The sequence below is a fragment of the Enterobacter sp. V87_3 genome (genome assembly GCF_029967835.1).
Classification (GTDB): Bacteria; Pseudomonadota; Gammaproteobacteria; order Enterobacterales; family Enterobacteriaceae; genus Enterobacter; species Enterobacter cancerogenus.
In genome coordinates this window covers 188947-211702 of record NZ_JASCAM010000014.1, presented here as the reverse complement: position 1 = coordinate 211702, position 22756 = coordinate 188947, and the positions used below count along the sequence as shown (strand labels likewise).

The 22756-nt window shown below is 55.4% G+C and carries 25 protein-coding genes and 2 tRNA genes; 21 read left to right on the top strand and 6 right to left on the bottom strand.

The window, feature by feature from the left end:
* Window positions 1–83: 83 nt before the first annotated feature.
* Together QLG21_RS07190 and QLG21_RS07185 are read left to right on the top strand one after the other, a co-directional pair.
* A tRNA-Leu gene (locus QLG21_RS07190) sits at window positions 84–169 on the top strand.
* Window positions 170–201: 32 nt separating this feature from the next.
* A tRNA-Leu gene (locus QLG21_RS07185) sits at window positions 202–288 on the top strand.
* A gap of 43 nt (window positions 289–331) precedes the next feature.
* Here the strand turns inward: QLG21_RS07185 and QLG21_RS07180 are convergent.
* Window positions 332–601 (bottom strand): DUF1435 domain-containing protein, encoded by a 270-nt coding sequence (locus QLG21_RS07180; protein WP_072208810.1) that lies wholly within the window; start codon window positions 599–601, stop codon window positions 332–334.
* A 214-nt stretch (window positions 602–815) separates the two neighbouring features.
* Between QLG21_RS07180 and QLG21_RS07175 the strand changes: the two genes are divergently transcribed.
* Together QLG21_RS07175 and fhuF are read left to right on the top strand one after the other, a co-directional pair.
* Window positions 816–1880, top strand: a complete 1065-nt coding sequence (locus tag QLG21_RS07175; RefSeq protein WP_282484145.1) for a GGDEF domain-containing protein — start codon at window positions 816–818, stop codon at window positions 1878–1880.
* 93 nt (window positions 1881–1973) lie between these two features.
* The gene (gene fhuF, locus QLG21_RS07170; protein ID WP_006174076.1) at window positions 1974–2762 is read left to right on the top strand and encodes a siderophore-iron reductase FhuF; all 789 of its coding nucleotides are present in this window, start codon (window positions 1974–1976) and stop codon (window positions 2760–2762) included.
* Between the two features lie 94 nt (window positions 2763–2856).
* Here fhuF and QLG21_RS07165 read toward each other — a convergent pair whose 3' ends face one another.
* A complete protein-coding gene (locus QLG21_RS07165) occupies window positions 2857–4203 on the bottom strand; it encodes a PTS cellobiose transporter subunit IIC (protein WP_006174078.1) in 1347 nt (448 codons plus the stop codon).
* 328 nt (window positions 4204–4531) lie between these two features.
* Here QLG21_RS07165 and QLG21_RS07160 point away from each other — a divergent pair, with 328 nt between their 5' ends.
* Window positions 4532–4990 carry a YbaK/EbsC family protein gene (locus QLG21_RS07160; RefSeq protein ID WP_137849650.1) on the top strand — a complete coding sequence of 153 codons (459 nt, stop codon included), beginning with the start codon at window positions 4532–4534 and terminating at the stop codon, window positions 4988–4990.
* A gap of 38 nt (window positions 4991–5028) precedes the next feature.
* Here QLG21_RS07160 and bglJ read toward each other — a convergent pair whose 3' ends face one another.
* On the bottom strand, window positions 5029–5664 hold the full coding sequence (gene bglJ / locus QLG21_RS07155; RefSeq protein WP_006174082.1) for a DNA-binding transcriptional activator BglJ: 636 nt from the start codon (window positions 5662–5664) through the stop codon (window positions 5029–5031).
* Window positions 5664–6398 carry a response regulator transcription factor gene (locus QLG21_RS07150; protein WP_006174084.1) on the bottom strand — a complete coding sequence of 245 codons (735 nt, stop codon included), beginning with the start codon at window positions 6396–6398 and terminating at the stop codon, window positions 5664–5666. The genes bglJ and QLG21_RS07150 overlap by 1 nt, the downstream gene beginning before the upstream one ends.
* 403 nt (window positions 6399–6801) lie before the next feature.
* Between QLG21_RS07150 and QLG21_RS07145 the strand changes: the two genes are divergently transcribed.
* From QLG21_RS07145 to QLG21_RS07090, 12 genes are all read left to right on the top strand, one after another.
* The gene (locus tag QLG21_RS07145; protein WP_006174086.1) at window positions 6802–7578 is read left to right on the top strand and encodes a threonine/serine exporter ThrE family protein; all 777 of its coding nucleotides are present in this window, start codon (window positions 6802–6804) and stop codon (window positions 7576–7578) included.
* A complete protein-coding gene (locus QLG21_RS07140; protein WP_006174088.1) occupies window positions 7569–8042 on the top strand; it encodes a threonine/serine exporter in 474 nt (157 codons plus the stop codon). Before QLG21_RS07145 ends, QLG21_RS07140 begins: the two co-directional genes overlap by 10 nt.
* Window positions 8043–8109: 67 nt before the next feature.
* A complete protein-coding gene (locus QLG21_RS07135; RefSeq protein ID WP_282484144.1) occupies window positions 8110–8751 on the top strand; it encodes a TetR family transcriptional regulator in 642 nt (213 codons plus the stop codon).
* 42 nt (window positions 8752–8793) lie between these two features.
* Window positions 8794–9246, top strand: coding sequence for a MarR family transcriptional regulator (locus QLG21_RS07130; protein WP_006174090.1), 453 nt, complete (start codon window positions 8794–8796; stop codon window positions 9244–9246).
* 83 nt (window positions 9247–9329) lie between these two features.
* Window positions 9330–9758 carry an organic hydroperoxide resistance protein gene (locus tag QLG21_RS07125; protein ID WP_006174091.1) on the top strand — a complete coding sequence of 143 codons (429 nt, stop codon included), beginning with the start codon at window positions 9330–9332 and terminating at the stop codon, window positions 9756–9758.
* 114 nt (window positions 9759–9872) lie between these two features.
* A complete protein-coding gene (dnaT, locus tag QLG21_RS07120) occupies window positions 9873–10418 on the top strand; it encodes a primosomal protein DnaT (RefSeq protein WP_006174092.1) in 546 nt (181 codons plus the stop codon).
* Entirely contained in the window at window positions 10415–11152 is a 738-nt protein-coding gene (gene dnaC / locus QLG21_RS07115) for a DNA replication protein DnaC (protein WP_006174093.1), read from the top strand. Before dnaT ends, dnaC begins: the two co-directional genes overlap by 4 nt.
* Window positions 11153–11234: 82 nt before the next feature.
* The gene (locus QLG21_RS07110) at window positions 11235–11717 is read left to right on the top strand and encodes a DUF2501 domain-containing protein (protein ID WP_101738284.1); all 483 of its coding nucleotides are present in this window, start codon (window positions 11235–11237) and stop codon (window positions 11715–11717) included.
* Between the two features lie 270 nt (window positions 11718–11987).
* On the top strand, window positions 11988–14279 hold the full coding sequence (gene opgB / locus QLG21_RS07105; RefSeq protein WP_282484143.1) for a phosphatidylglycerol--membrane-oligosaccharide glycerophosphotransferase: 2292 nt from the start codon (window positions 11988–11990) through the stop codon (window positions 14277–14279).
* 210 nt (window positions 14280–14489) lie between these two features.
* The gene (locus QLG21_RS07100) at window positions 14490–15032 is read left to right on the top strand and encodes a LuxR C-terminal-related transcriptional regulator (RefSeq protein WP_006174097.1); all 543 of its coding nucleotides are present in this window, start codon (window positions 14490–14492) and stop codon (window positions 15030–15032) included.
* 132 nt (window positions 15033–15164) lie between these two features.
* Complete coding sequence (locus QLG21_RS07095; RefSeq protein WP_137272882.1) at window positions 15165–15719, top strand: winged helix-turn-helix domain-containing protein; 555 nt, start codon at window positions 15165–15167, stop codon at window positions 15717–15719.
* The gene (locus QLG21_RS07090) at window positions 15716–16231 is read left to right on the top strand and encodes a GNAT family N-acetyltransferase (RefSeq protein ID WP_282484142.1); all 516 of its coding nucleotides are present in this window, start codon (window positions 15716–15718) and stop codon (window positions 16229–16231) included. Before QLG21_RS07095 ends, QLG21_RS07090 begins: the two co-directional genes overlap by 4 nt.
* Here the strand turns inward: QLG21_RS07090 and tsr are convergent, their stop codons facing one another.
* Both tsr and hpaR read right to left on the bottom strand, forming a co-directional pair.
* The gene (tsr, locus tag QLG21_RS07085; RefSeq protein ID WP_282484141.1) at window positions 16232–17896 is read right to left on the bottom strand and encodes a methyl-accepting chemotaxis protein; all 1665 of its coding nucleotides are present in this window, start codon (window positions 17894–17896) and stop codon (window positions 16232–16234) included.
* A gap of 82 nt (window positions 17897–17978) precedes the next feature.
* On the bottom strand, window positions 17979–18422 hold the full coding sequence (gene hpaR, locus QLG21_RS07080) for a homoprotocatechuate degradation operon regulator HpaR (protein WP_006174104.1): 444 nt from the start codon (window positions 18420–18422) through the stop codon (window positions 17979–17981).
* 269 nt (window positions 18423–18691) lie between these two features.
* Here hpaR and hpaG point away from each other — a divergent pair, with 269 nt between their 5' ends.
* Genes hpaG through QLG21_RS07060 form a run of 4 tightly spaced genes read left to right on the top strand, consistent with a single transcriptional unit; the run spans window position 18692 to window position 22675 of the window.
* Window positions 18692–19969, top strand: a complete 1278-nt coding sequence (gene hpaG, locus QLG21_RS07075; RefSeq protein WP_153681944.1) for a 4-hydroxyphenylacetate degradation bifunctional isomerase/decarboxylase — start codon at window positions 18692–18694, stop codon at window positions 19967–19969.
* The gene (gene hpaE / locus QLG21_RS07070; RefSeq protein WP_282484140.1) at window positions 19966–21432 is read left to right on the top strand and encodes a 5-carboxymethyl-2-hydroxymuconate semialdehyde dehydrogenase; all 1467 of its coding nucleotides are present in this window, start codon (window positions 19966–19968) and stop codon (window positions 21430–21432) included. The genes hpaG and hpaE overlap by 4 nt, the downstream gene beginning before the upstream one ends.
* A gap of 1 nt (window position 21433) precedes the next feature.
* Window positions 21434–22285: a 3,4-dihydroxyphenylacetate 2,3-dioxygenase gene (gene hpaD / locus QLG21_RS07065; RefSeq protein ID WP_282484139.1), complete on the top strand. Its 852-nt coding sequence runs from the start codon at window positions 21434–21436 to the stop codon at window positions 22283–22285.
* A 9-nt stretch (window positions 22286–22294) separates the two neighbouring features.
* Window positions 22295–22675 carry a 5-carboxymethyl-2-hydroxymuconate Delta-isomerase gene (locus QLG21_RS07060; RefSeq protein ID WP_282484138.1) on the top strand — a complete coding sequence of 127 codons (381 nt, stop codon included), beginning with the start codon at window positions 22295–22297 and terminating at the stop codon, window positions 22673–22675.
* The last annotated feature ends 81 nt before the right edge of the window (window positions 22676–22756 follow it).

Genomic DNA, 22756 nt, shown 5'->3' with positions numbered 1-22756 from the left:
TTCAGGTGTTAGTGTCCTTACGGATGTGGGGGTTCGAGTCCCCCCCCTCGCACCATAAATCACGTTGATATTGCTCGCACTGGGCGAAGGTGGCGGAATTGGTAGACGCGCTAGCTTCAGGTGTTAGTGTCCTTAGGATGTGGGGGTTCGAGTCCCCCCCCTCGCACCAACGAGGCGATATCAAAAAAGTAAGATGACTGTGCGAAGGTGGCGGAATTGGTAGACGCGCTAGCTTCAGGTGTTAGTGTCCTTACGGATGTGGGGGTTCGAGTCCCCCCCCTCGCACCAATTATCTTACAACCCTTCTGTAGTCTCTCTCTGTTTTCCCGTGTTATCTCAAACTCATCATTATCACCAGCATTGCGCCGATTAACGCAACGCAGGATGGCAACAGCACAAAATGCCGTAGCTGCTTATGCCAGATCATCGCGGATGTCACCAGCAGTCCCGACACAATGATGATTTTCCAGACGTCGATGGAAAGGTCGGCAAACATCAGGCCGCTGATGATCGCCCCAGGCAGCAAGACCCCCCAACCACTTCCCAGCGCTCTGCTCAACATGGTATGCCCTCTCATATCGATAATGATAACCAATATCATATGATAGTAATTATCACTTGTCAGCATACAGCAGGATAATTGATCGCCCTTTACCTTTCCTGTAATGACAGCAAATGTGTAAGGTGATAAATTGCACACCTGTTAACTACCTATAAAGTTTTTCTGATAATTATAAATAACGTTTTTTGCATCCATTCTTTAAAACCAACACCTATATATCTGTTTTAATTAAATTTTAATAAAACGCACGAATATGACATCACAATCCTGGCGGTCTTTAGTCAATAGTAAATATCAGTTATCGTTACGTTTGTTTTTATTATTGAATGCAACATCAGCGCTTTTCTCGGTGACAAACCCGCTCTATTCCATACGCGTGTTATCGTTCCCTCTGCTTGCCGTGTTAACGATCAGCACGGGCTTACTCGTCTGGCACGGGGTAAACAAAACCTTAAAAGTAAATATTCCGGCGGTGTCTGCGCTTTTTGGCGTCTTATGGGCCTGGCAGATCGCCTCTAAATTTTCGTTAATTACGCACGATCATTCGACCTATTTAATAATGGCGTTATTAACGGTGCTTTTTATCGGATCGCTGGCCTTCGCCAGCAATATCAAAGCGTTCACGCTGCACTCTTTGCCCGCCTTTATTGTCTGCCTGTGGTTAAGCGACCACGACAGCTGGATAAGGATGATGTTCTTTTTCGCGCTGCCCGTGGTAGCGATCGGCATTCATCATGTGCTGCAAAGACGTAACGACAAATTCGCCCAGGCGCTGCTTTCGCGTTTGCTTGAGGAACGAGAAACCCTGACCGATCTCAGCATGATGGACCCTCTCACCGGGCTGTATAACCGCCGGGGTCTGCAAAGCCGTCTGGATAACCTGCCCACGCCAGACAACGGTGAACACTTTGTGTTGCTGCTGGATATCGACCACTTCAAGGCCTACAACGATCATTACGGTCATATGATGGGCGACAAAGCACTGATGCGCGTCTCTGCGGCCATCCGCGACGCAGTGCGCTCCCGCGATATCGTTGCCCGCTTTGGTGGCGAAGAGTTTATGGTTCTGCTGAGCAATATCTCGCTGGAGCATGCCCGGCAGACGGCGGAACATATTCGCCAGAAGGTGTACGATCTTAAAATTCCACATATGTTCAATGAAAGCGTCGCCACCAACGTGACCATCAGCATCGGTATTTCTATCTATCAGAATGAAGACGCTGAGCGCGCGCTGGAAAAGGCGGATAAAGCGCTTTATGAAGCCAAACATATGGGCCGGAATAACATCCTGTTGAGCGACGAGCTGCCGTCGGCCTGACGCGGCTTCGCACATCCAGGACAAAAGGCTTGCGATCGGTATGATCAATAGTTAGGATTGGCAATCATTATCATTTAGATTCACGTCAATCCTATGGCCACTCGTACCGCACATACCGTAGAGCCTCTCATCTGGCGAGCCCCCCTCTCCTCGGGTAGCGCTACGCTTGCGGATGCCATTCGGGATAAGATTGCTGAAACACGCGCGCATCTGCTGGATTTCATCAAGCTGGATGAGGTTCCGCCCCATCATGCGATGACGCTGGCGCAGTGGCGACGCCCTGCCGAACGCCAGTCTTTGCTGGCGGCCTATTCCGATCATATCTATCGTAACCAGCCTACGCTTGCGCGGGAAAATAAGCCGCTGCTCTCCCTGTGGGCGCAGTGGTATATCGGGCTGATGGTGCCCCCTCTCATGCTGGCGCTGTTGACTCAGGATTCGATGCTGGATCTCTCCCCGGAGTATTTCCACGTCGAGTTTCATGAGACGGGACGTGCCGCCTGCTTCTGGATCGATCTTCACGAGGACCGTCACTCAGCACATCTGTCCGCACAGGAACGCATGGAAAAGTTGGTCACTCAGGCGCTGATCCCGGTTATCGATGCGCTGGAAGAGACGGGCGAGATCAACGGGAAACTGATCTGGAGTAATACCGGGTATCTTATCCACTGGTATCTGACAGAGATGAAACCGCTGCTGGGTGACGAACAGGTTGATGCCCTTCGCCACGCCTGTTTCTTTGCCAAACAGCTTTCGGATGGTCGCGATAATCCCCTCTTCCGTACCGTCGTGCCGCGTGACGGGCTGCTGGTTCGTCGTACCTGCTGCCAGCGCTATCGTCTGCCGGATGTCCAGCAGTGCGGGGATTGTACGCTGAAATAAGCGTGTGATTGGCCGGATGGCGCTAACGCTTACCCGGCCTTGCTCCTCTGAAAATACCAAAAACGGCAACCACGCGTTACCGTTTTGCGTTTACCTAGGCGACCTGCTGGTTTTCCTCTTCACTATTACGCTGCGCTTCTTCGGCTTCCTGCTCCAGCAGCTGCTTCTCGTACACCTTAAAGAACGGGAAGTAGATAATCGCCGACACGCACGCCAGCACAATCACCAGAATGGCTGCCCGGAAATCCCAGCCCAGCGCCCATGCAGCACCGATTGGCGCAGGTGCAGTCCAGGGCACAACAGAAATCACGCGGCCAATCAGATCGAACTTCATCGCCGACCATGCCAGCACGGCATTCACCATCGGCGCCAGCAGGAACGGAATAAAGAACACCGGGTTCATCACAATCGGCGTACCGAATATGACCGGTTCGTTGATGTTAAAGAAGCTTGGCACCACGCTCAGACGGCCAATCGAGCGTAAATGCGCCGAGCGGCTGCGCAGATAGCAAATCACCAGCCCCATCGTTGCGCCCGAGCCGCCGATAACGATAAAGAACGTCCAGAAGGCTTCCATAAAGATGTGCGGCAGAGGCAGGCTGGACGCCAGCGCAGTCTGGTTTGCGCCGAGGTTGGTCAGCCAGAACATCTGCAGCATACCGGAGACAATAGCCGCGCCATGGATCCCGGCAAACCACAGTAAATGGCCAATCAGCACCGCCAGCAGGATCGCTGGCAGGGAGTCGGCGGCAGAAACCAGCGGTTTGAAGATAGACATGATGGCCTGCGGGATCAGCATCCCAAACTCAGACTGGATCAGCAGGCTCAGCGGATAGAGCGTCAGCACCACCACCAGCACCGGGATCAGCAGGTCAAACGAGTTCTTGATCATCGGTGGCACCTGATCGGGCAGGCGAATACCAATGTTATAGGTTTTCAGGAAACGCATCAGCTCAACGCAGTAGACCGCCACCAGAATCGCGGTGAAGATCCCCGTGCCGCCCAGGCTATCAACCGGCAGCGTGCCTTTGGTTTTAGGCGCGGCCACCAGCAAAAACGCCATCAGCGACAGCATCGCGCACATGAAAGGATCGAGCTGGTGCGACTTAACGTAATGCTTGCCCAGGTTGTAGGCAATGGCGGCACAGATATAGATGGACATAATGCCCATGGTCATATCAAACGGCGTCAGGATTTGCCCTTCAAATTGCTTCGCCATATCCAGCCAGGCACGTGCAAAACCCCATGTGGTATCAGGCGAAAACGGTGGATAAGCAAACACCAGCAAGAATGAGCCAACGATCATGAACGGCATCGCGGAAATAAATCCGTCACGGATAGCCATAACATGACGCTGGGAGGAGATCCGCCCGGCTATTGGGCTGACGTAATTCTCGACGAAACGGAATATCAGATTAAAAGCAGCATGGTTGGCAGACATAAAGGATCTCCTGTCAGACGTTCATTACGGGCGCGGGGGCACCACACGTTGTTCCATACATCAGCTTCACAACCTTGCCGGCTTTTATACCCGCGGTACTGCTAAGATGAATTGATTTCATAATTTGCTCTTATTATTAGATACAGGGGACGTTACGTACTCAGTATTAATCTCCGCATCACGCTCTGCAACCGGTTACTGTAACCGGTTTCTGTGATTGTGAAGGCGATCCAGAAATCGGCCCAATGGGGTATTTGTTACTTAAGAGATATTTACAGAGGATAATTTCTTATGACAGATTACGCAGGATATTTGTCAGGAGGAAACAATGAGTTTGCAGTCTGTACAGCAGTTTTTTGCCGACAACGCACCGGATATAGAAGTGATCGAGCTTAGCCAAAGTACTGCAACCGTTGCGCTTGCCGCTGCAGCCCACCGCGTGGAGCCAGGACAAATCGCCAAAACCCTGTCGCTGAAGGTCAAAAATGAGGTGATTCTGGTAGTCGCAAAAGGCGATGCGCGGCTGGATAACAAAAAGCTGAAGGAGACGTTCGGCGCAAAAGCCCGCATGCTCAGCAGTGATGAGGTGGTGAACATCACCGGGCATCCCGTCGGCGGCGTCTGCCCGTTCGGACTGGAGAACCCCCTTTCGGTCTACTGCGACGTCACCTTAAAACAGTACAGTGAAGTCTTACCCGCAGCCGGTGCTATCCACAGCGCCGTTCGGATTTCACCGGACAGAATGGCCGAATTGACGTCGGCAAAATGGGTCGATGTGTGCGTGTAATCGCAGCGCCAGAATAGTTCTGGCGCAGGCGGGATAAGTTACAGGAAGGCAGGCGACGTCAACACCGCACCGCGTATTTCGCGGGCAGGAAGATGCGTAATAATATCTGCCGCATCCAGCAACCCGACGTCAGAATTGACGCCCAGTTTGACCATCGCGTTGAATTTATGCGCCCGGATGGTCTTAATATTGCGCTCAAGCTGCGCGGCAATTTCCGGGATAGAATAGCCGTTGGACATGTAGCGCAGGATAGCCCGCTCCGTTGGGCTTAACATTCTGTTCTGGCTGACATGCCAGTGGTTCAGCATGTTTTCATTGACCCGATGCGTTTCGTTTAACAGCGCGACCAGCTCTTCCAGCAGCTGACTCAGGGGCACGGCTTTACTGATGATGCCATGAAGCCGCGAAGGAGAAAGATGGCTAATCAGCCTCGCTTCGACGTCATCAGAGGCCAGCACAATGCGCTGGATATTCCCGTGCGTAAACGTCAGATCCCGTAAACAGGCCAGGCAGTTACGACGCTCTTCACGTTCATCTGACAGTGAGTAGATCACTGAGAAAAAGGGTATGTGGGGGAGCGCCGCCTTAAAGCTGTCGAACCGACTAAACATATGCATCTGATACTGGCTGAACTGAGGCAGGGTGAAGAGATGCTCCAGCCCAACGGCGCTCATTACGCAATTTTCGATGACGGCGATATGTCTTGTTGCTGTGGTCTTTTCCATTCCTCAAACTCTCCATAGGCCGACATTAAGCTCAGCTCTCGCATTCCCTGAGTACTGCTAATCCAGGCGTACATATCGGCGTTGCTGCGCAAAGACAAGCGACGCATCGCACTGTTCTTCTGTGCGCTGACCGTTTTGTTGCTTTTCTTAAGCAGCGTTGCAATCTGGTTAATTCCCCAGCCCTTACCCAGCAGGCGTAGCACCTTGCGTTCAGAGTGCGTAAGCGCAACAAACTGCTCGCTCTCTTCGTCCAGGTCAGGGGTTTCTGGCATTAATAGGGTTTGGCTTATCCGCTCGGCACGTTCGCTGCCAGCACGAATTGCGCTTATCACCCCTTCAGTGGGTTCCATATCTGAAAGCAGTGTGCTTTCAGGGCGCATGAGCAGTTCGACCGCCAGAGGGTAGAGGGGGCGGGATACCAAAAATATCCAGTGAATATCTCTGTACTGATTCAGTAAGCCGTAATACTGTTCTAGCGTACCGCGAGGGTTCCGATAATCACCTGAAATATCGGCAATAATAACGTCAGCACGGCGAAGCTGAAGCAGGGTTAATTCCTGTAATGAACGACAGCAGGTCAGTTCGTAGTCGGGAAAATGACGCTCCATGAGCCCGCTCAACCCGCACTGCATCACGGGCACCTTACTAATAACAACGCCGTGCTTACTCTTCAATGGCAACATAGACCCTCCGTGTCCTTATTGATTGACATGAATATTAAAAGCCCTGAGGCTCAACCTGTTTTCATCCTTGTGGGCGAAATGGATTACGACGAGAAGAATGCGAGACAGATATAATTTAAGAAACGCCCAATACAGGACTAATATCGCACAGATAACAATTAAAATTAATTATATCGACATTAAAATAATGAAAATATAAAATTAGAAATAATTAATATATATTCTCACTATATATACGAAATACATTCACAATATAAATAATACAGCCGCATTTCTCGACTTTTCCTGGCCGCAGTTTGCACAAATCTTGATCTGACCCAGAGCAAGGCAGGGCGCACTTTGTGTTAAAAGTAGACATTCAAGGCCATCAGGCAGGCTATCCATTTTCTCTTCAGGGCATCACATGCAGGCAGACCGGTCAACGCAACGTGCCACCACGCGACTCTGTATTCAGTGCGGGCTTTTTCTTTTACAGCACGGGGCGGAGAGCGCCCTGGTTGAGGAGCTGTCGACCCGCCTCGGGCTGGCACTGGGCATGGACTCGGTGGAAAGCGCTATCTCGTCCAACGCTATCGTGCTGACCACCATCAAGGACGGGCAGTGCCTGACATCCACCCGTAAAAACCACGATCGCGGCATCAATATGCACGTGGTGACAGAGGTGCAGCACATCGTCATTCTGGCGGAGCACAAGCTTCTCGACCTGAAAGAGTGCGAAAAACGTTTCAACCAGATCAAGCCGTTGCGCTACCCGCGCTGGCTGGTTGTGCTGATGGTGGGGCTGTCGTGCGCCTGTTTCTGCAAGCTGAACAGCGGCGGCTGGGACGGCGCAGCCATTACCTTCTTCGCCAGCAGCATCGCCATGTATGTCCGACAACTGCTGACCCACAGGCAGTTACACCCGCAGATTAACTTCTGCATCACCGCCTTCGTGGCGACGACCGTGTCGGGCCTGCTGCTGCGCCTGCCGGCCTTCACGAATACCTCAACCGTCGCCATGGCCGCCAGCGTGCTGCTGCTGGTTCCGGGTTTTCCGTTAATTAACGCCGTCGCCGATATGTTCAAAGGGCACATCAATACCGGCCTGGCGCGCTGGGCAATTGCCAGCCTGCTGACGCTGGCGACGTGCATTGGCGTGGTGATGGCCATGACGTTATGGGGGTTACGCGGATGGGCATAATCGAATTTCTGCTGGCCCTGGTTCAGGACATGCTGCTGGCCGCCATTCCCGCCATCGGCTTTGCGATGGTCTTCAACGTGCCGCAACGCGCCCTGCCCTGGTGTGCACTGCTGGGTGCCATCGGGCACGGCTCCCGCATGGTCATGATGACGGCGGGGTTTAATATCGAATGGTCAACCTTTATGGCCTCCATGCTGGTGGGCAGCATTGGCATTCAATGGTCGCGCTGGTATCTGGCCCATCCCAAGGTCTTTACCGTTGCGGCGGTAATCCCCATGTTTCCCGGCATCTCGGCCTACACGGCCATGATTTCGGCAGTAAAAATCAGCCACTTCGGCTACAGCGAACCGCAAATGATCCTGCTGCTGAGTAATTTCCTCAAGGCCTCCTCCATCGTCGGTGCGCTCTCTATCGGCCTGTCGATCCCCGGGCTGTGGCTCTATCGCAAGCGTCCCCGCGTTTGACGTTTGAGTTCTCACGCAGGCAGGGTAATAATCCCTGCATTCTGTTTTGTGATGATAAGGAAAGGATGTGGCTAACGCTGGCAGCGAACTCCCCGATCACCCTGAAGGTGCGAGCCTGAAGGAAACGATTTTCCAAAGCGCTATCGCCCTGTTTGCCGAATATGGCCTGAACGGTGCCCGCATGGAGCAGATTGCCGAGAAAGCAGGCACCACCAAACGCATGGTGGTGTACCACTTCAAAAATAAAGAAAACCTCTATCTGCTGGCGCTGGAGTATGTCTACACCCAAATCCGGGCCAGCGAGAAAGCGCTCAGCCTTACCGATTTACCGCCGGTTGAAGCGCTGGTGCATCTGGTGGAAGCCACCTTTGACTACCACGCCGACCACCCGGACTACATCCGTATTATCTGCATGGAGAACATGCAGCGCGGGCGCTTTATACAACAGTCCAGCTATTTGCGCCAGGTTAACCGCAGCGCGCTGGAGTTGCTGGAGGCGATTCTGCGGCGCGGCAAGGCGAAGCAGCTCTTTAACCAGACGGTCGATGCCCGCGACCTGCACCGTTTAATCAGCAGCTTTAGCTTCCACTATGTTGCCAATAGCTACACCTTCACCCTGCTGTTTGAAGAGGGGGCGGACGAAGCGGCCCAGCGCGAACACTACCGGAAAATGGCGGTACAGGTTGCGCTGCGTTATACCTGCCCATAAAAATCGCTTGCAATTATATCGCGCACAATCTATCTTTATTTCATGAACGCAAAAACGAACGACACCACCGCTGCGCTGCTGCTGGATAACCAGCTCTGTTTTGCCCTTTACTCGGCAAATCTGGCGCTGAATAAGCTGTACCGGCAGTTGCTGGCACCGCTTAACCTGACCTATCCTCAGTATCTCGTTATGCTGGTGCTGTGGGAGCAGGATGACATTACCGTGTCGGACATCGGTGAACGGTTGTTTCTGGATTCCGCAACGCTCACGCCCCTGCTGAAGCGTCTGGAGGGAGCCGGTCTGTTGACACGTCAGCGCTCACGCCAGGACGAACGTCAGGTCGCCGTCACGCTGACGGACGCCGGACGTAGCCTGCAACAGCAGGCCACGGGGATCCCCCAGGCCGTGGGCTGTGCCGCCCAGTGCGACACCGACACGATGCTGGCGCTTAAGCACCAGCTGGAACTTTTGCGTCACCAGTTACACCGCGCGTAGCGCTATACGTTACGCGTTTTTATTACCCATATAAATCGCACGCTATTTAATAGCACACTTAAGCACAAGATGAGGAACCTGCCATGTCTTTAGAAAAAGTTGTCTACACTGCCAAAGCCAAAGCCACCGGAGGCCGCGATGGCCGCGCAACCTCTTCCGACGGCGTCCTCGACGTTAAGCTCGGCGTACCAAAAGAGATGGGCGGCATGGGCGGTGACGTCACCAACCCTGAACAGCTTTTCGCGGCGGGCTACTCCGCCTGTTTCCTGGGGGCAATGAAATTTGTTGCTGCGCGCGACAAATTTACCCTCCCAAAAGAGGCCTTTATTGAGGGTGAAGTGGGTATCGGTCCACTGCCAACCGGCTTTGGTATCGAAGCAAAACTGAACATCCACGTTGAAGGCATGGATCCTGCAGAAGCCAAAAAGCTGGTGGACGCGGCCCATATCGTCTGCCCGTACTCTAACGCGACTCGCGGAAATATCGACGTGACGCTGAATATCATCGCGTAATGTCTGCCCTAACCCTCTCCTGTCGGAGAGGGTTAGCTTCCCCCTCCTTCCCCCCTTCTCTCTGTGCTACCATAAGCTCCAATCACGCCCGCAGTAATCAGTAGAGAAAGTGTTATGTCCTCCAGAATTCTGACCACCAGCATTGCTGGCATTGATGCCTTTATGCGCGATCCCCGCGGTGTGTTAACCCACGCCGAAGGCGGCACGCTTGCGGTATTTGCCGATAACGCGCCGGCGTTTTATGCGATAACGCCTGAACGTCTGGCACAGCTTTTGGACATCGAAGCGCGCCTGTCGCGCCCGGCGAGCGACGTCGCGCTGGACAACCAGTTCTTTGACGAGCCGGATAACACCCCCGTGGCCGTGCCGATGGGGAAATTCCCTATGTATTCTGGCTGGCAGCCGGATGCCGATTTTCAGCGTCAGGCGGCGCTGTGGGGCATTGCACTTTCCCAGCCCGTCACGCCGGAAGAGCTGGCCGCGTTCACCGCCTACTGGCAGGCCGAAGGCAAAGTATTCCATCATGTTCAGTGGCAGCAAAAGCTCGCCCGCAGCGTGCAGATCAACCGCGCCAGCAATAACGGGCAGCCCAAACGCGATATCAACGCGTTTTGTGAACCGGATAAACAGATCCCTAATGGATTCCGAGGTGCGAAATGAAAAACGTCGGCGACCTGATGAAACGTCTGCAGAAAATGATGCCTGCCAACGTCAAACCCGCGTTTACCACGGGTGAAGAGCTACTCGCATGGCAAAAAGAGCAAGGCGAAATCCGCGCGGCCGCCCTCGCGCGTGAAAACCGCGCCATGAAAATGCAGCGCACGTTTAATCGCTCCGGGATTCGCCCGCTGCATCAGAACTGCTCTTTCGACAACTATAAGGTTGAAACGACCGGGCAGATGAACGCGCTTGCCGCCGCACGCCAGTACGTCAACGAATTCGACGGCAACATCGCCAGCTTTATCTTTAGCGGCAAACCCGGCACCGGCAAGAACCACCTCGCAGCGGCCATCTGCAATGAACTTCTGCTGCGCGGAAAATCGGTGCTGATCATCACCGTGGCCGACATTATGTCTGCCATGAAAGACACCTTCAGCAACCGCGAGACCAGCGAAGAACAGCTGCTGAATGACCTGAGTAACGTCGATTTGCTGGTAATTGACGAGATTGGCGTTCAGACCGAATCACGCTACGAAAAAGTGATCATCAACCAGATCGTCGACCGCCGCTCCTCCTCAAAACGTCCTACGGGCATGTTGACCAACCACAACATCGATGAGATGACTCGCCTGCTCGGGGAACGGGTGATGGACCGCATGAAGCTCGGCAACAGCCTGTATGTCATCTTCGACTGGGAAAGCTTCCGCAGCCGCGTCACCGGCAAAGAGTATTAGGATATTTCCAGGAAATGCGCGGGACCCAGGGGTATATACTGGGGCCACTTTTGCACCAGACGGATCTCATGAGTAGACCATTATGAAAAAACAGTTTCTTATCGGCACGTTTTTAGGCGCACTTCTCGTCACCGGCGCGGCACAGGCGGCGTCATGGCAGGAATCCCTCTCCAGCGCAGCAAACGAGCTTTCCAAAGAGAGCGCCAGCTCACAGGGCGGACTGTCGGCCTCGTCCCTCACCAGCCTGCTGGGTAACAGCGCCCAGAGCCTCAGCGCCGGAACCATGAACAACGCGGCGGGTATTTTGGGGTATTGCGCGAAGCAGAAACTGGCGTCCGTAACCGACACCGAAAACATTAAAAACCAGGTACTGGGCAAGCTGGGCCTGGACACCCAGGAGCAGAAGCAAGATACCAACTATATGGAGGGTATCGAGGGCCTGCTCAACGCACAAAACGGTCAGCAGCTTAACCTGAGCACGCTGGGCGACTCGGCGTTGGCGAAAAAGGTGAAAACTAAAGCCTGCGATTTGGTACTAAAACAAGGCGTTAATTTCCTCTCCTGATCGACCCCATTTTCTGCCACAACAGGCCGCGTTTATTGCGTTAACCTTGCGACGCGGCCTTAAACGGGTGTTTTACCTTCCTGCCCCCGTCTTAGCGCCCACACGTCATGATGCGACCGCCTTCAAAAAAGTGATTTTATAAACCAAATCCTAACAACAGCACACTTTCGTGACACTAAAATTGCAGCTTAACGACTTCGCAATTACATTGTATTACCCAAAAAAGAATCAGTTAGCCAGCTAAGTAACTGGCATCATGAGGATATGCTGTTGTCAGAGTTAATGTCCCTTGCCCTTTTTCTGGCTTCCGTTGGCATTTATGCCTGGAAAGCTGGCCGTAACACCTGGTGGTTTATCGCTACCCTGGTGGTGCTCGGCATTTTTGTTATTTTGAATATTACCCTCTATGCCAGCGATTACTTTACCGGCGACGGTATTAACGACGCGGTACTTTATACCCTGACCAACAGCCTGACCGGCGCAGGAGTTAGTAAGTACATACTTCCGGGTATCGGCCTGGTTCTGGCGCTGGTAATTATCTTCGGCACCCTGGCCTGGGTGCTGCGCCGTCGCCGGCATCATCCTCATCATGTCGGCTACAGCCTGCTGGCTCTGTGTCTGGCGCTGGCCTCCGTTGATGCCAGCCCGGCCTTCCACCAGATTACCGAGCTGGTCAAATCCCAGTCGCGCGATGGCGATCCGGATTTCATGGCCTGGTACAAAGAGCCGTCGAAAAAAATCGCCAGCCCAACGCTCAACCTGGTCTATATCTACGGCGAAAGTCTGGAGCGCACCTACTTCGATAACACCGCCTTCCCGAACCTGACGCCCGAACTTGGCGCGCTGAAAGATCAAGGGCTGGATTTCAGCCACACCATGCAGTTACCGGGTACCGATTACACCATTGCGGGGATGGTTGCCTCGCAGTGCGGTATCCCACTCTTCGCCCCCTTTGAAGGTAACGCATCGGCATCGATGTCGAGCTTCTTCCCGCAGAATATTTGCCTCGGCGACATCCTGAAAAACTCCGGCTATGAAAACTATTTCATGCAGGGCGCAAACCTGCGATTTGCCGGGAAAGATGTGTTCCTGAAATCCCACGGTTTTGACCATCTGTATGGCTCAGAAGAGCTGAAAACCACCGTGGCCGATCCCACCTACCGTAACGACTGGGGCTTCTACGACGACACCGTTCTGGATGAAACCTGGAAAAAATTCGAAGAGCTTTCCCGCGCTGGCAAACGCTTCTCCCTTTTTGCCCTGACGGTGGATACGCACCATCCTGACGGCTTTGTCTCGCGTACCTGCAAGCGTAAAAGCTATGAGATCGACGGTAAAAACAACACCTCGTTCAGCGCCGTGACCTGTAGCCAGGAGCACATCGCCGCGTTAATCGAAAAAATCAAAGCCTCTCCGTATTTTAAAAACACGGTGATCGTGGTTTCTTCAGACCACCTGGCGATGAAAAACGGTGCGTGGGATCAGCTCAACAAGCACGACCGCAGCAACCTGTTCTTTGTTCTGCGCGGCGACCAGCCGCAGCAGGATGTGATTGCCACCAAACGTAATTCGATGGATAACGGCGCCACCGTGCTGGATATCCTGGGGGGCGATAACTTCATTGGCCTTGGCCGCAGTACGCTGTCGGGCCAGTCGCTGTCGGAAGTGTTCCTCAACATGAAGGAGAAAATCCTCGCCTGGAAGCCGGACATCATCCGCCTGTGGAACTTCCCGAAAGAGATGAAAGATTTCACCATCGATCGCGATAAAAAGATGATCGCGTTCTCCGGGAGCCACTTCCGCCTGCCGCTGCTGTTGCGCGTGTCGAACAACCGCGTTGAGCCGCTGCCGGAAAGCGAATACTCCGCACCGCTGCGCTTCCAGCTGGCCGACTTCGCGCCGCGCGACAACTTTGTCTGGGTTGATCACTGCTACAAGATGGGCCAGCTCTGGTCACAGCCGCTGTCCCTCTCGACCGACTGGTGTGTCTCGCAGGGGCAACTGGGCGGAGAGCAGACCGTTCAGCATGTGGACAGCGCGCAATGGAAAGGCAAAACCGCGTTTAAAGAGACGGTTATCGATACCGCGCGCTATCAGCGAAACGTCGATATGCTCAAAATTGTTGATAACGACATTCGCTACAAAGCGGACAGCTTCATCTTTAACGTGGCAGGCGCGCCGGAAGAGGTTAAACAGTTCAGCGGTATTTCACGCCCGGAATCCTGGGGGCGCTGGTCTAACGCGCAGCTGGGCGATCAGGTGAAGATAGAATACACCCATCCGCTGCCGCAGAAATTCGATGTGGTTATCACCGCCAGGGCGTATGGCCCCAACGCCAACCGTCCGATACCGGTGCGGGTAGGCGATAGCGAACAGACGCTGACGCTGGGTAATGACGTCAGCACCACCACGCTGCACTTCGAGAACCCGTCCCGAAGCAACACGCTGGTGATTGTGCCGCCCGATCCGCAGTCTACCAATGAAGGCAATATTCTCGGCCACTCGCCCCGTAAGCTGGGGATAGGCATGGTTGAAATCAAAATCGTCAACCGCGAGAGTTAATCCCCGCAGCCCGGCGTTCTGCCGGGCTTAATAAAACCAGAATGAAAATCTTTATAAATATTATAAATCAGCCTTATTCACTAAATTTTAGATTAATCTATTTATAATTATTCTGTTAATTTCACTTACTTTAAAATGTCACCTTGTCATTCTTCATGCGAATAATTCCGCGATCGCCAGTATGGCGGGCTACTCTTAGATTACACGGTGATGACCCCTCAAAACACGCTTCCCCCCTTTCAGATTGTCATTCTGAGCGACAACTATTTTCTGTGGCTGGGCCTGACGACCCTCATCCCAACGATGATAACCCCCCGCCCGGATATCTTCTGGATTAACGAGGTGACCCCAAAAAATATCCTGCGCATGCGCGAGCAGGTGATGAACACGGCAGGCGACAGCGGCTGGCTACTCTTTACCGATGAACACCGCGTCAACGCGATCAACGTGTATCTGCCGAATGCGCGCGTCAAGGTGCTGAGCGGTAAACTCTCACTCAAGGAACTGAGCCAGCAGCTCAACAATGCCGACTTCACGGCTGAAAGCGAGCCCGAACCTACCCTCACCCGTCAGGAGTTACAGGTCTGCTCGCTGATCAGCAAAGGGATCAGCCTGGTGCGCATCGCGCAAATGCTGCACAAATCGCCCAAAACCATCTATACCCACAAGCGAAACGCGATGACCAAGTTCCGCTGCCAGAATCTGGCGGAATTTCACCAAAAAATTAGCCTGCTGAATCGGCCGTCGCGCTAGCGCTGATAACGTTCCCGAACCGATCGGCGTTATCCCAATCAGGATCAATGTTATCGGTAACATTTGCGTTAAAATAGCCGTCTGGTCTCGTGGCCGATTACTCTCCAATCTCACTGTTTTTTACAACACGCTATGAAATACCTGCTCGCAGATGTCCTCGTCTATAACGATGAAGAGGGGACTTTTTCACATATCGATGCACCAGACGACGCGCATCAGATCCTTACCGGCACCGCAAATGCCGTGATGAAACTGCTGGTCCGCCACCATGGCAACGTCGTTGAACGCGAGCTGTTTTTCAGCGAGGTGTGGGACGCGCGCGGCGTGCAGGGTTCCAATAATTCGTTAAACCAGTACATCAGCATCCTGCGAAAACTGCTGGCAGGCTTCGTGCCAGAAAAGCCGGCAATCGTCACCGTGCCCAAAAAGGGGTTCATGCTGAGCGCCGACATCAGGGTACAGCCGCTGCCCGCCCCCGCCGATAAACACAGCGACGCACCGCGGTGCTTTCCGCCAGCGCTGGTGTTATGTACGTTTATTAACCTCGTTGCGATCGCGCTCTGTCTCTGGAACACCGGGGAAACGCAGACCCCGGCGCACGCCGAAATGTCCGCACGTTTTCTCGTCGGGGAGTGCCCTTTTATCGCCGCCCCCCTGCGGACGGACGCGCTATACTTCCCGCCATGAAAATCACCTTTCGTACGACATCCCGGGAAGATGTGACTCACCTGCCCGCTATTGAGCGCGCAGCGGCCCAGCGTTTTCGTGACGTGCCAGCCCTCGCCTGGCTTGCAGAGAGTGCCGTCATCAGCGCAGAGCAGCACCTCGGCTACGTAGATCAACACCTGAGCTGGCTGGCGCTGGCGAACGATCGTCCCGTCGGCTTTATCCTCGCAGAGGCGCATCCGGCGTCGCTGTTTATCGTAGAAGTGTCGGTCGATCCGGGCTGGCAGCAAAAAGGGGTAGGTCGGCGGCTGATCCACTGCGTGGCTGAAGCGGCGAAAGTGCGGGAGCTGACATCGCTGACGCTCACGACGTTCCGTGACGTCCCCTGGAATGCCCCTTTCTATGCGAAGCTGGGGTTTGCGGAAGTGGCAGATGAGGCGCTGACGCCCGAACTGCGGCAGAAAAGAGAGGAAGAGGCAGCGCACGGTTTCGCGTATGGCTCTCGCTGTGCCATGCGCCTGCCTCCTGGCTAATTAGAACGTTTCCCAGTTATCACCGGCGTCTGCCGTTGAGGCTTTACGCGCCATCATCGGTGCGGCAACGGTTTTCGCTGAGGCGATTTCACGCGCTTTCATCTGCTCCTGCTGAATGCGGAACACGGCAACCGCCTGCGTCAGGCGGCTGGCCTGCTCTTCCAGCGCCGCGGCCGCCGCAGCGGACTCTTCCACCAGCGAGGCGTTCTGCTGCGTGACGCGATCCATCTCGGCCACCGCCAGTCCCACCTGGTCGATACCGCGGCTCTGCTCGTCAGACGCAGAGGCGATTTCGCCCATGATGTCGGTCACGCGGGTGACCGCATTGACGATCTCACCCATGGTTTCACCGGCGCTTTCAACCAGCGTAGACCCAATCTCTACACGGCCCACGGAGTCTTCAATCAGGCTCTTGATTTCGCGTGCCGCCTGGGCGCTGCGCTGGGCCAGGTTACGTACTTCACCGGCCACCACGGCAAAGCCGCGACCCTGCTCGCCCGCACGCGCCGCTTCCACCGCCGCGTTCAGTGCCAGTATGTTGGTCTGGAAAGCAATACCGTCGATCACGCTGATAATGTCGGCAATTTTCTGCGAACTGCCCGCGATATCGCGCATGGTTTGCACCACGTTATCCACCACCTTGCCGCCTTTCTGCGCGGTTTCGGAGGCGCTCAGGGCCAGGTTGCTGGCCTGGCGGGCATTCTCGGCGTTCTGCTTCACGGTTGCCGTCAGCTGTTCCATGCTGGCTGCGGTCTCTTCAAGAGACGCGGCCTGCTGCTCGGTACGGGAGGAGAGATCGTTGTTACCCATAGAGATTTCGCTCGCGCCGCTGTAAATGGCGTTCGCGCCGTTACGCACGTCACCGACGGTACGCACCAGCTCGCCCTGCATATGGCGCAGGGAGTCGGCCAGCAGACCCATTTCGTTGCTGCCGTCTACGTCGATGCGCTTCACCAGGTCGCCGCTGGCGATATGGCGAATACTGTCAACGAGGCGATTAAGCGGAGAGATCAGTGCCTGCTTAATGCCCAGCCAGACGGCCACAATCACCACCAGCACCGCAATCAGCACGCTTATCAGTACCCAGATGGCCTGGCTGTAAGAGCTATTGCTGTCTTCTACCGCGGTTTGATACAGCTTGTCGTTCTGCTGCAGGTAGCTCACGTACTGCTTCTCGAAGCCATCCTGATAGCTCTGGGTAGGCTGGTCGAAGAAGGCGTTGATTTTGCCTGCGCCCAGCAGCTGGATCAGCTCAGCCAGCGCGCCGTGATAGATATCATAGTTACGCTTGATCTCCATCGCGGCGGCCTCGCTCTGACGCGGGTCGCGCGGCAGGGCTTCATAATCGGCCCAGTTTTTTTCCGCCTGCTTCAGGGATGCGGCGGCAATCTGCATCAGATCGTTAACGGTCGCGCCGCTGCCGATATTGCTCTGATCCATCATGTAGCGGATGCCCGCACGGTTGAGGGTATTACGGGTTTGCAGCAGTGCCACCCAGCTGCCGTTCAGCGTGGATTGCTGTTGGCGAATGGTTTGCAGAACGGTGAAATTCTCTTTGTCGTGCTTCAGCGCGTTAAAGAAAAGACCACCGGATGTCAGCTGTAGTAAGCCAAAAATGGCTAAAACCAGCAGCAAGCTGGTAACAATCTTGATACGATTTAACATGTTTTCTCTTTCCATCAGACAGATAACAGAATTTTCGGCCTGCGAGGAGAAAACTTTACGAAAATCGTACTAAATGTGGTGTTTATTCCAACGCATCACGCTCTTCACCGTTCCGGTCTCCCAGCGCGATAAATTCTTCCAGCAGTGCCGTGAGCTGTTTCATCTTTTCCGGCGTATATTCCGCCTCGATCCGCTGATAGGCCTCTTCAACCTCCGCCTGGGCATGTTGATACAGGGCGTTGCCCTCTTTGGTCAGCGACACGTACAGCTTACGCTGGTCGTTAACCGGCTTCAGGCGCAGCACCAGGCCGTCGCGCTCCATACGCGTGAGGATGCCCGTCAGGCTCGGGCGCAAAATACAGGTCCGAAACGCCAGGTCGTGAAAGTCCATCGACGGATGTTCGGCCAGCACGCGCACGATGCGCCACTGCTGCTCGGTCAGGTTATGCCGCTTCACGATGGGCCGGAAGTACGACATCGCCGCTTCCCTCGCCTGAAGCAGGGCGATGGTTAATGAGTCATGCATAGCGCTCCCCGATAATCATTAACACGTAAACAATTAGAATAAGATGTTTTTATAAACAACACGTTTTTCCGTAAAAAGTCTAACAGAAAGCGCTCATTTTTAGTAAATACATGATTACAAAAGACTTTAAATCCAGATTGTAAATTTATTGTTATTCATATCACAAATTTTTCACTTGTGATTGCGAAACGACCAGCAAAAGCATAAAACCAGATCATTAACATATTAATGAAATCACGGCCCGGTCCTCCGGCCCGAGGAGTATGTCAATGAAAGGTACTGTTTTTGCCGTCGCGTTAAACCACCAGAGCCAGCGTGATGCCTGGCGCGAGGCGTTTGAAAAAGCGCCCTACACCACGCCGCCGAAAACCGCGGTGTGGTTTATCAAACCGCATAACACGGTGATCTCAACAGGCGAGCCGATCCCGTTCCCGGCAGGTGAAACGGTGCTCAGCGGCGCAACGGTCGCGCTGGTGGTGGGCAAAACGGCCCGCCGCGTTCGCGTTGAGGACGCCGGGCAGTACATCGCCGGCTACGCGCTGGCTAACGAAGTGAGCCTGCCGGAAGAGAGCTTTTACCGACCGGCAATCAAAGCGAAATGCCGGGACGGATTTTGCCCGCTTGGCGAGTTGGTCGCCGTCGACAGTGTAGATAACCTGACCATCATCACCGACATCAATGGCCGCGAAGCGGATCGCTGGAACACCGCCGATCTCCAGCGAAACGCAGCCGAGCTGCTGAGCGCGCTGAGCGAATTCGCCACCCTTAACCCCGGGGATGCCATTCTGCTCGGCACCCCGCATCACCGCGTGGCGCTGCGCCCCGGCGATCGGGTGCGCGTGCTGGCAGAAGGCTTCCCGCCGCTGGAAAACCCGGTAGTGGATGAGCGCGACGTCGCCATTACACCGGCCACGCCCCCGCACGCCACGCTGTTTGCCCTCGGGCTGAACTACGCCGATCACGCCAGCGAACTGGCCTTCACCCCGCCCACCGAGCCGCTGGTGTTTATTAAAGCGCCGAACACCCTTAACGGTGATAACCAGACGTCGGTGCGTCCGAACAACGTCGAGTACATGCACTATGAGGCGGAGCTGGTAGTGGTCATCGGCAAAACCGCGCGCAAGGTCAGTGAGGCCGACGCGATGGACTTTGTTGCGGGCTACACCGTCTGCAACGATTACGCCATCCGCGACTATCTCGAAAACTACTACCGCCCCAACCTGCGGGTGAAAAGCCGCGACGGGCTAACGCCGATCGGCCCGAACATCGTGCCGAAAGCCGCCATTCCGGATCCGCACAATCTCACCCTGCGCACCTTCGTCAACGGCGAACTGCGACAGCTTGGCACGACGGCAGATCTGATCTTCAGCATCCCGTTCCTGATTGCGTACCTGAGCGATTTTATGACCCTGCAGCCGGGCGACATGATCGCCACCGGCACGCCGAAGGGGCTCTCCGACGTGGTCCCGGGCGATGAAGTGGTGGTGGAAGTGGAAGGCGTAGGTCGCCTGGTCAACCGGATTGTCAGCGAGGAGACGACAAAATGAAAAAGATAAACCATTGGATCAACGGCAAAAACGTGGCGGGTAGCGACTACTTCCACACCACTAACCCGGCCTCCGGCGAGGTATTAGCGGAAGTCGCCGCCGGCGGTGAAGCGGAGATCCATCAGGCGGTCGCCGCCGCGAAAGAAGCCTTCCCGAAATGGGCCAACCTGCCGATGAAAGAGCGCGCGCGCCTGATGCGCCGCCTGGGGGATCTGATCGACGAGAACGTCCCGGCGATCGCCGCCTTGGAGACCGCCGACACCGGCCTGCCGATCCACCAGACCAAAAACGTGCTGATCCCGCGCGCCTCGCACAACTTCGCGTTCTTCGCCGAGGTGTGCCAGCAGATGAACGGCAAAACCTACCCGGTCGATGACACCATGCTCAACTACACCCTGGTGCAGCCGGTGGGCGTGTGCGCGCTGGTCTCGCCGTGGAACGTGCCGTTTATGACCGCCACCTGGAAGGTCGCGCCGTGCCTGGCGCTGGGCAACACTGCGGTACTGAAGATGTCTGAACTCTCACCGCTGACCGCCGACCGCTTAGGCGAGCTGGCGCTGGAGGCGGGTATCCCGGCGGGGGTGCTGAACGTGGTGCAGGGCTATGGCGCGACGGCCGGCGATGCGCTGGTGCGCCATCACGATGTGCGTGCCGTCTCGTTCACTGGCGGCACCGCCACCGGGCGCAACATCATGAAAAACGCCGGGCTGAAAAAATACTCTATGGAGCTGGGCGGCAAATCGCCGGTGCTGATTTTTGACGATGCCGACATCGAACGCGCCCTGGACGCTGCCCTGTTCACCATCTTCTCGATCAATGGCGAGCGCTGCACCGCAGGCTCGCGCATTTTCATTCAGCAGAGCATCTACCCGGAATTCGTCAAACGCTTCGCCGAACGCGCCAGCCGCCTGCGCGTGGGCGACCCGACCGATCCAAACACCCAGGTTGGCGCGCTGATAAGCGCCCAGCACTGGGAAAAAGTCTCCGGCTATATCCGCCTCGGTATTGAGGAAGGGGCGACCCTGCTGGCGGGCGGGCCGGATAAACCCACCGATCTGCCAGCGCACCTGAAGGGCGGTAACTTCCTGCGCCCGACGGTGCTGGCGGATGTCGATAACCGGATGCGCGTGGCGCAGGAGGAGATCTTCGGGCCGGTGGCCTGCCTGCTGCCGTTTAAGGACGAAGCGGAAGGCCTGCGCCTGGCGAACGACGTGGAGTACGGTCTGGCGTCATATATCTGGACCCAGGACGTCAGCAAAGTGCTGCGCCTGGCGCGCAACATCGAAGCCGGCATGGTGTTTGTCAACACTCAGAACGTGCGCGACCTGCGCCAGCCGTTTGGCGGCGTGAAGGCCTCCGGCACCGGGCGCGAGGGCGGCGAGTACAGCTTTGAGGTGTTCGCCGAGATGAAAAACGTCTGCATCTCGATGGGCAACCATCCGATTCCAAAATGGGGTATCTGATATGGGCTCCTTAGCGTTAGCGGCAAAAATCACCCACGTGCCGTCGATGTACCTTTCCGAGCTGCCGGGCAAAAACCACGGTTGCCGCCAGTCGGCCATTGACGGGCACAAAGAGATCAGCAAGCGCTGCCGCGAGCGGGGGGTCGATACCATTATCGTGTTCGACACCCACTGGCTGGTGAACAGCGCCTATCACATTAACTGTGCGGACCATTTTTCCGGCGTCTACACCAGCAACGAACTGCCGCACTTTATCCGCGACATGACCTACGACTACGACGGCAACCCGGAACTCGGGCAGCTGATCGCCGACGAGGCGGTGAAGCTCGGCGTGCGCGCCAAAGCGCACAACATCCCGAGCCTGAAGCTGGAGTACGGCACCCTGGTGCCAATGCGCTACATGAACGCGGATAAACACTTCAAAGTGATCGCCATTTCGGCGTTCTGCACAGTTCACGATTTTGCCGACAGCCGCAGGCTCGGCGAGGCCATCGTCAGCGCCATCGAAAAATACGACGGCACCGTGGCGGTGCTCGCCAGCGGTTCGCTCTCGCACCGCTTTATTGACGACCAGCGCGCGGAAGAAGGGATGAACAGCTACACCCGCGAGTTTGACCGTCAGATGGACGAGCGCGTGGTCAAGCTGTGGCGCGAGGGCCAGTTCAAAGAATTTTGCAGCATGTTGCCGGAGTACGCCGACTACTGCTACGGCGAAGGCAACATGCACGACACGGTGATGCTGCTGGGGATGCTCGGCTGGGACAAATACGACGGCAAAGTGGAGTTCCTCACCGAGCTGTTCGCCAGCTCCGGTACCGGTCAGGTTAACGCCGTTTTCCCGCTGCCCGCGTAAGGAGCCACCATGCCGCACTTTATTGCTGAATGCACCCACAACATCCGCGAGCAGGCCGACCTGCCGGGGCTGTTTGCCAGGGTGAACGCGGCGCTGGCCGCCACGGGTATCTTTCCACTTGGCGGTATCCGCAGCCGCGCCCACTGGCTCGACACCTGGCAGATGGCCGACGGGAAACACGATTATGCCTTCGTGCACATGACGCTGAAGATTGGCGCGGGGCGCAGCCTGGAAAGCCGCGAAGCCGTGGGGGAGATGCTGTTTGGGCTTATCAAAACGCACTTCGCGACGCTGATGGCGGACCGTTATCTGGCGCTGTCGTTTGAGATAGAGGAGCTGCATCCGACGCTCAATTACAAGCAAAACAACGTGCATGCGTTGTTTAAGTAGTACCTCTCGATCTGTCCCCTCTCCCTTTGGGAGAGGGTTAGGGTGAGGGAAATCTCTGCGGCCTGATGCCCTCACCCCGGC

Coding starts and splice junctions, on each gene's coding strand:
- QLG21_RS07180 (WP_072208810.1), bottom strand. CDS start 601: ATGATATTGGTTATCATTATCGATATGAGAGGGCATACCATGTTGAGC.
- QLG21_RS07175 (WP_282484145.1), top strand. CDS start 816: ATGACATCACAATCCTGGCGGTCTTTAGTCAATAGTAAATATCAGTTA.
- fhuF (WP_006174076.1), top strand. CDS start 1,974: ATGGCCACTCGTACCGCACATACCGTAGAGCCTCTCATCTGGCGAGCC.
- QLG21_RS07165 (WP_006174078.1), bottom strand. CDS start 4,203: ATGTCTGCCAACCATGCTGCTTTTAATCTGATATTCCGTTTCGTCGAG.
- QLG21_RS07160 (WP_137849650.1), top strand. CDS start 4,532: ATGAGTTTGCAGTCTGTACAGCAGTTTTTTGCCGACAACGCACCGGAT.
- bglJ (WP_006174082.1), bottom strand. CDS start 5,664: ATGAGCGCCGTTGGGCTGGAGCATCTCTTCACCCTGCCTCAGTTCAGC.
- QLG21_RS07150 (WP_006174084.1), bottom strand. CDS start 6,398: ATGTTGCCATTGAAGAGTAAGCACGGCGTTGTTATTAGTAAGGTGCCC.
- QLG21_RS07145 (WP_006174086.1), top strand. CDS start 6,802: ATGCAGGCAGACCGGTCAACGCAACGTGCCACCACGCGACTCTGTATT.
- QLG21_RS07140 (WP_006174088.1), top strand. CDS start 7,569: ATGGGCATAATCGAATTTCTGCTGGCCCTGGTTCAGGACATGCTGCTG.
- QLG21_RS07130 (WP_006174090.1), top strand. CDS start 8,794: ATGAACGCAAAAACGAACGACACCACCGCTGCGCTGCTGCTGGATAAC.
- QLG21_RS07125 (WP_006174091.1), top strand. CDS start 9,330: ATGTCTTTAGAAAAAGTTGTCTACACTGCCAAAGCCAAAGCCACCGGA.
- dnaT (WP_006174092.1), top strand. CDS start 9,873: ATGTCCTCCAGAATTCTGACCACCAGCATTGCTGGCATTGATGCCTTT.
- dnaC (WP_006174093.1), top strand. CDS start 10,415: ATGAAAAACGTCGGCGACCTGATGAAACGTCTGCAGAAAATGATGCCT.
- QLG21_RS07110 (WP_101738284.1), top strand. CDS start 11,235: ATGAAAAAACAGTTTCTTATCGGCACGTTTTTAGGCGCACTTCTCGTC.
- QLG21_RS07100 (WP_006174097.1), top strand. CDS start 14,490: ATGACCCCTCAAAACACGCTTCCCCCCTTTCAGATTGTCATTCTGAGC.
- QLG21_RS07095 (WP_137272882.1), top strand. CDS start 15,165: ATGAAATACCTGCTCGCAGATGTCCTCGTCTATAACGATGAAGAGGGG.
- QLG21_RS07090 (WP_282484142.1), top strand. CDS start 15,716: ATGAAAATCACCTTTCGTACGACATCCCGGGAAGATGTGACTCACCTG.
- tsr (WP_282484141.1), bottom strand. CDS start 17,896: ATGTTAAATCGTATCAAGATTGTTACCAGCTTGCTGCTGGTTTTAGCC.
- hpaR (WP_006174104.1), bottom strand. CDS start 18,422: ATGCATGACTCATTAACCATCGCCCTGCTTCAGGCGAGGGAAGCGGCG.
- hpaG (WP_153681944.1), top strand. CDS start 18,692: ATGAAAGGTACTGTTTTTGCCGTCGCGTTAAACCACCAGAGCCAGCGT.
- hpaE (WP_282484140.1), top strand. CDS start 19,966: ATGAAAAAGATAAACCATTGGATCAACGGCAAAAACGTGGCGGGTAGC.
- hpaD (WP_282484139.1), top strand. CDS start 21,434: ATGGGCTCCTTAGCGTTAGCGGCAAAAATCACCCACGTGCCGTCGATG.
- QLG21_RS07060 (WP_282484138.1), top strand. CDS start 22,295: ATGCCGCACTTTATTGCTGAATGCACCCACAACATCCGCGAGCAGGCC.